This window comes from Vibrio sp. SALL6 (genome assembly GCF_002002385.1).
GTDB lineage: Bacteria > Pseudomonadota > Gammaproteobacteria > Enterobacterales > Vibrionaceae > Vibrio > Vibrio parahaemolyticus.
Window position 1 is genome coordinate 157,284 of record NZ_MQVK01000026.1, and the last position, 6,905, is coordinate 164,188.

Annotated in this window: 7 protein-coding genes; 4 read left to right on the top strand and 3 right to left on the bottom strand. The window is 44.5% G+C overall.

The genetic code is table 11. The features are described 5' to 3' along the window. The first annotated feature begins 74 nt into the window (after positions 1–74). Positions 75–911, top strand: coding sequence for a pyruvate, water dikinase regulatory protein (locus tag BIW15_RS18045; protein WP_005464081.1), 837 nt, complete (start codon positions 75–77; stop codon positions 909–911). An 81-nt stretch (positions 912–992) separates the two neighbouring features. On the opposite strand, the gene ansB is transcribed toward BIW15_RS18045, so the two are convergent. Both ansB and BIW15_RS18055 read right to left on the bottom strand, forming a co-directional pair. Beyond that, positions 993–2,057, bottom strand: coding sequence for an L-asparaginase 2 (ansB, locus tag BIW15_RS18050; protein WP_077281394.1), 1,065 nt, complete (start codon positions 2,055–2,057; stop codon positions 993–995). 412 nt (positions 2,058–2,469) lie between these two features. Next, complete coding sequence (locus tag BIW15_RS18055) at positions 2,470–3,726, bottom strand: adenylosuccinate synthase (protein ID WP_077281395.1); 1,257 nt, start codon at positions 3,724–3,726, stop codon at positions 2,470–2,472. A 105-nt stretch (positions 3,727–3,831) separates the two neighbouring features. On the opposite strand from BIW15_RS18055, the gene BIW15_RS18060 reads away from it, so the two are divergent. From BIW15_RS18060 to BIW15_RS18070, 3 genes are all read left to right on the top strand, one after another. Beyond that, positions 3,832–4,701 (top strand): LysR family transcriptional regulator, encoded by an 870-nt coding sequence (locus BIW15_RS18060; protein ID WP_005373812.1) that lies wholly within the window; start codon positions 3,832–3,834, stop codon positions 4,699–4,701. Between the two features lie 4 nt (positions 4,702–4,705). After that, a complete protein-coding gene (locus BIW15_RS18065; RefSeq protein ID WP_202633859.1) occupies positions 4,706–5,113 on the top strand; it encodes a ribosome recycling factor family protein in 408 nt (135 codons plus the stop codon). 77 nt (positions 5,114–5,190) lie between these two features. After that, positions 5,191–5,805 (top strand): LysE family translocator, encoded by a 615-nt coding sequence (locus tag BIW15_RS18070; RefSeq protein WP_023583973.1) that lies wholly within the window; start codon positions 5,191–5,193, stop codon positions 5,803–5,805. A gap of 191 nt (positions 5,806–5,996) precedes the next feature. On the opposite strand, the gene BIW15_RS18075 is transcribed toward BIW15_RS18070, so the two are convergent. Further along, positions 5,997–6,791 (bottom strand): hypothetical protein, encoded by a 795-nt coding sequence (locus BIW15_RS18075; RefSeq protein WP_077281396.1) that lies wholly within the window; start codon positions 6,789–6,791, stop codon positions 5,997–5,999. Positions 6,792–6,905 lie beyond the last annotated feature (114 nt).

Here is a 6,905-nt window from a genome sequence, read left to right on the forward strand (position 1 = left end):
AACTGAAAGCCAAACTGGTTTATTAATATTATGTTTACCATCCTACTCAAAAGATTTTGAAAAATTAAACAGAAATGCAAATAAATAACCAAAGTCGTGATGTGTTCTATGTTTCTGACGGTACGGCGATAACATGTGAGACATTGGGCCATGTTGTTCTTGGTCAATTTCCTTTCATTCCTAATGAAAAAACCTTTCCTTTTGTAGAAAGCCAAGACAAAGTTGCGGATGTTGTTAAAGAAATTGAAACATCCTACCAACGCAACGGCGTTAAACCGTTGGTGTTTTTCTCGATTGTGGTGCCTGGTGTACGCGAAATGCTGCTAGAAGCTCCGGCATACAGCTACGATGTGCTTGAAAGCATTGTACAAAAGGTGCAAGACGACATTCAGATGGCACCCGCCCCGAAGTTGCAGCGCTCTCGCAGTGTAGGGAAAGATTCCGATACCTATTTTGACCGTATTGCGGCGATCGAATACACCTTGGCTCACGACGATGGCATTACACTGAAAGGCTTGGAACAGGCTGATATCATTCTGCTTGGTGTATCGCGCAGCGGCAAAACACCAACCAGTTTGTACATGGCGATGCAGTTTGGCTTGCGCGTGGTGAACTACCCGTTTATTGCCGAAGACGTCAAGATGATGCGTTTGTTGCCAGAGTTCGAGGTGCATCGCCACAAACTGTTTGGCTTAACCATTACGCCTGAACGTTTGAATGAGATTCGTGAGAATCGTCTGTCGGGCAGCGACTATGCCAGTGAAGAGCAATGCAAGTTGGAGTTGGACACGGTTGAAGCTTTATTCAGAAGAGAAGCGATTCCTTACATCAACACGTCGTCATTGTCGGTAGAAGAAATTTCAACGCGCATTCTTGAGAGAGCCGGAATGAAACGCCGTTTGTTCGGCTAGTCACTTGGATGAGAGGAGGTTGCTATCAACCTCCTCTTTACGTATTACTGGTTATCAATTATCAGCTTATATAATTGTTCCTTAGTAGTACTGGAACATCTTCTGAACGTCTTGATAGCTCTTCGTTTGCGTGAGTGACAACATCAGCAAAATACGTGCTTTTTGTGGGTTTAGCGTGCCTGATGCAACAAAGCCGTATTTATCATCATCAATTTCTGCGTCCAAAGTCGTTGAGCCAGTTGGCGTGCGAGAGCTTCTGACGACAACAATGCCATCTTTGCTCGCTTTTTCTAGCTCATCAAAGACCGTGTGGTACAAGTTACCATTACCCACACCAGCACTCACAATACCGTCAAACTTGGCATCAACCAAGGCTTTGACTGGCAAGCTCGACGCATTCGCATAGTTATAAACAATGCCTACTTTAGGTAGTGTGTTGAGTTTTGATACATCGAATGGGGTTTCTGTGGTGTGTTTACGTTCAGGGCTTCTTTGGTACTTTGCATCGCTGTTGTGAATGTAGCCAAGAGGGCCAAAATTTGGAGATTGGAACGTACTTACTGAGGTGGTGTTGGTCTTCGTTACATCTCGCGCATCGAAAATAGTGTCATTCATTGCCACTAGCACGCCGCGGCCTTTTGAGTCCTCATCGGTTGCAGTAACAACAGCATTGTATAAATTGACCGGGCCATCGGCACTCATGGCGGTGGATGGTCGCATCGCGCCCACGATCACAACGGGCTTGTCGCTCTTCACCGTTAAATCAAGGAAGTATGCGGTTTCTTCCAATGTATCCGTACCGTGGGTGATGACGATACCGTCAACATCATCTTGAGCGAGCAGCTCGTTAACCCTTTTCGCTAACTTCAGCCATACCTCATCGTTCATGTCTTGAGAGCCGATGCTGACGACTTGCTCACCAGAAATATCCGCAATGTTGGTCATGCTCGGCACAGCAGAAATTAATGATTCGACGCCAACTTTACCTGCGGTGTAGTTCGACTCAGTGGCAGATTGACCTGCGCCAGCGATGGTGCCGCCAGTCGCGAGGATTTTGATATTAGGAAGATCGGATTGGGCGAACGACAAAGAACTGAGGCACAAACCAAGGGTAATCGTACTGAGGCGGAAAAGATTTTTTGTCATGGGAATCACCTGCTTTTAGGTTAGATGTTGGTTGGGGAACAACCTCTATCCTAAAAACAGAACGGGAGAATTTTTGAGCACAAGCTCAACAAATTGCAGATGAAAATCGTGATCAACTAATCACTTAAAGAATATCAAATCAACCAGTTAACCTAATTAACGTGCTTCTTTAACAAGTGAGATGTACCAGCAACCTGTTCAACATTGAACGAAATACCAGTGATGGATCTGTAAGTAAGAAGTGAGGGCGTGTTTTGCTAAGAGATGTAAAGGGAAGGAGGATAGGAGTTAAGCTTTTAGAAGATTAAATGGTCTGCAAACATAGCGCAAAAAAAAGCGGCTTTACCCCGGAACAGATAAGCCGCTTGCCAATGATGTGCGATACCAGTCAGAGTTGGTATCGTTTCACATCTTATCGCATAATCATTTGTTCACGACCTGGACCAACAGAGACCATTTTTACTGGTACGCCCATCAGTTCTTCAATGCGTAGAACGTATTTCTGTGCTGCTACTGGTAGCTCTTCAAACTTACGACAACCTGTGATGTCTTCGCTCCAGCTTTCCATTTTCTCGTAGATTGGTGCTAGTGCTGCAGTTTGAGGCCAGATTGGGTTTTCGCTGTGGTCGCCTTCGTAGCCAACACAGATTTTTAGATCGTTAAGGCCTGTCAAACAGTCTACTTTCGTTAGCGCAATTTCAGTTGCTGCTTGCAGTTCAACGCCGTTCTTCGTAGCGACTGCATCGAAGTAGCCCATGTCGCGTGGACGGCCCGTAGTTGCACCGAACTCGCCAGCAAGTTCGCGGAAAGCATCTTGCTCTTCCATTGCAGTGATCAACGTACCAGTACCTACTGATGAGCTGAATGCTTTTGCAACCGCAATCACGCGTTCAGGACGAAGTGCCGGAAGGCCACTACCGATACCCGCGTACATTGATACAACGTTAGAAGATGTTGTCCAAGGGTACTCACCGTAAACAAGGTCACGACCCGCGCCAAGCTGTGCTTCGAACAATAGTGTTTTGTCTTTTGCTTGTAGCTCTTTTAGAGGAAGCGTTACGTTGCAAATTGAATCGCGCCAAGGTGCAGACACTTCTAGCAACCAGTTCGCCATTTCTTCAGCGGTTTGTTCAAACTCGAACGTCGGGTAAAGTGCACGCAGTTGTGGCAGTTTCCAATCCATCATGAATTGAAGGCGTTCAACCAATACTTCTGGTTGCTTCAACCAACCAACAAGAATGCCTTTCTTCATCACGCGGTCACCGTACGCAGGTGCAATACCTTGGCGAGTTGAACCGTATGCTTTGTCGCCTAAACGCTGTTCTTCTAGCGTATCTTCTAGTGCGTGTAGAGGTAGACACAGTGTCGCGCGATCAGAGATGCACATATTCACTTTTACGCCCGCTTCTTCAACTTCCGCAATTTCCTGAGACAGCAACGCAGGGCTGATAACCATACCCGGACCTAACACTGCCAAACAGTCAGGGTTGAATACGCCACTTGGAAGCTGGTGCAGCTTGAACGTACCTAGGCCGTTAACCACGGTGTGACCCGCGTTGTTACCACCTTGGAAACGAATGCTCGCAGAAGCTTGCTCTGCCAAAAAGTCAACGATGCGGCCTTTGCCTTCATCACCCCAGTTTGCACCCACAACAACGATAGACGACATAATTTAATCTCCAAAAACAGATGCAAAAATCTTAAGGTGTTCGCCATAATAAGAGAAATTAATTATACTCATTAACTTGATAAGAATCTCATATCGGAATTGGCAATGTTAGATTTGAACTGGCTGCGAACCTTCGTAACTCTTGCAGAGGTAAAACATTTCGGCAAAACAGCGACGGAACTGCACATGACGCAACCGAACGTAAGTTTGCATATCAAGCAGTTGGAGCAGGCTACGCGCACGAAACTGATTGAGCGAAATCCTGTGCAGTTGACGCAAGCGGGGAAGCGTTTGTTAGCTACGGCGCAGCGGATGCTTAATGAGCTGCAAATTTGTCAGTCGGATCTCAATGCCATCAACGATCTTACGCAGGGGACGCTTTCTATTGCGGCGAGCGATATTGTTTCACGTTTACTGCTTATCAAACCATTTCAGCAATTCAAAAGTGAATACCCGGGTATCGATTTGGCATTGTTCAATACCACGTCTTCTCAAGCGGTGGATTTGGTGAAAAGTGCGCGTGCCGATATCGGCTTTGTTATCGCACAAAAAGAGAGTCAACCGCTGCATTTTACGCCTCTCACGCAGATTCACTGGTGTGCGTTTGGCGATAACATTTTTGAGTGGCAGGACAATCGAAAAGAGAGCCAGACGCTGATTCTGCTAGGGCACGATACTCGAACCCGAGAGCTGATTGATGCGTCTTTGCCTGAGTTAAATCTGCCTAAGCATCGCGTGATGGAAGTGGGTAGTGTGGAAGCTCAAATTGACTGGGCGGAAGCGGGGTTTGGGACTGCTATTGTGCCGGATTTCTCGCTCGATCCGAGATTAAAGCTTTCCCGAGAAGTTACGCCTTTGCCAAGTTTTCCAAACACTGATTTCGGCTACATCGTACGTCAAAATCAAGTGTTATCCAAAGCGGCAAAACAATTGTTAGCTTGGGTTGGCGAGAATGTGTCGGTGGTTGAGGGCTAAGACGATGAAAGAAAAGGCGGTGAAAGAGACGAAGATTACGATTTCGCTCCCATCCTTGATTCACCGTATTGGGGGCGACCATGCCAAGCGAGCGAAAACACTAGCAGCAGAAAAAAAGTGCGATCTTAAGCGAATTAGGCGATCTCGTAACTGGCAGATCTCAGGCGAGGCTTTGGATGTAAAAGCGTTTTTAGATCATCTTAAAAGCGAAGAGGCAGAGGTGATGCGCTTTGCGATCAACAAGATCGAGCAAGCTCTACTCGCTCACCAAGACAAGTTGGAACCTTTGGACGTGAAGTTGATACGTTTGGTGAGACAAAACCCAAACATCACCTTAGCGGAGTTGATGGCAGAAACGAACTGCACGTTAGTTCAAGCTCGCACGGCACGATTTGACGCCGAGTTGCTTTAAGATTGGTTTGTGGTTTACTCACTTTAATGGCAGATGTTAGGGTACTAACCAAAATAACTCACTAAGACCATTTTATTATGGATATTTGGAAGCTTCTCCTTTTTATTCCTGCTTGCTTCGCTCTCAATATGGCTCCAGGCCCAAACAATTTATTGGCAATGAACAACGCCCGCTGCTACGGATTTAGGGCCGCATTTGTAGCCAGTTTAGGCAGAATTGCCGCTTTTTCAGCAATGATTGCGTTGTCTGCATCTGGCTTGGCCGTGATTTTGTATACGTCAGAAATGCTATTTTTAGCAATAAAGCTGGTAGGGGCGCTGTATCTACTTTGGATTGCATTTAACCTTTGGCGTTCAGAGTCCAGCCCGATCTCTGATTTGGACAACTCGCGCAACTACGCAGGGCTTGCGAAGCAAGAATTTACGCTTGCCGCTGGCAACCCGAAAGCGATTCTTATCTTTACTGCTTTCTTACCGCAATTTGTTGATGCTAATGCCAACGTTCAAGAGCAGTTCTTTGCACTTGGCTCAACGTTTTTGATTTTAGAAATGGTCGCCATTTCAATCTACGCCATCTTTGGTTTGTACTTAAGACACTGGTTTTCAAACCCGAAAATGGCGAAACGTTTCAATCGCGGGTGTTCGTTATTTCTTGCTATATCGGGAGTGAACCTACTCTTAAGTAATCGATAGGTAGCTTGTCATTTTTGATGATTGCCAAGGACTTTTTGGCGTGATTTTATTAGGTTAAGCTCTTAATAAATCTGGTTGTTTTATCGCCATGTATGGGAATCTCAATAAAAAATCAGAAATATATCAACGACACAATATTGGCCCCCGAGATATTAAATATCGGGGGGCTAATGACTCGATTTAAATACTATTTAGAAAAGGGAGATATTAAAGAGTTCCCCACTGTATGAGTGAATTAATAGTTTTCTTGATTGATGAGAAGGGGTAGTCAGCAAGTTTTTACTAGAAATATCAATAAATACGTCGCACTCAGCATAATCGCTCTTAAGTTCATCAATGGTTCTTGAAAACTGCTCTTGTAATGAAAAACTGAATGGTGAAGTATGATTCTCATATCGATATTCGATAGGGTCTATGTTAACAACCTCTCCGTTGTTTTGTGTACAAGTTAAGAACCGCAACTCGACGTCATATTGATGGTTATTTTCTTCTATCCACTCGACCGACACTATATCTGTTCCATTCTTCTCATTTTTAGAAACGATATTAATAGGGCTAGCAATCTGATCAATGGATGTAGAAGTAACTAAGTCACCATTTCGATACCAATAGAATTCATATGCGGGAGCACCGACTGGTATTATCGGAAAACTGACATTTGGATTATATTTATTGCCAGGTTTATAAACTTTTCCATCTGCATGGATTTCTATGGTATCGATTTGAGATGGAAAAATACCTTGAGAATACCCTGAAGCATAAAACGACGCTCCAGGTCGTATCATGTAATCTGATGTGGTCCGAAGAGAAAAGTTTAAAGTTAACTTATTGATATCATAGCTGCAGGACATCTCGGGCATATTACCACACTGAGACTCGTTGTTGCTGGGCGCAATAGTATTACTGTCTTTCTCGCCACCTTCTCCACCACCGCACGCTGATAAAGCCAAAGACGCGCACGCAACAAAAAATACCTTTCTTTTCATATATTCCTTAATACAACTATAGAAAAACTTATATTAACTTATACACTAAAAACATTATGATTTATTTTGTGATGTAGCTCTCAGTTGGTGAATTTATATAAGTTAGAAATAGAG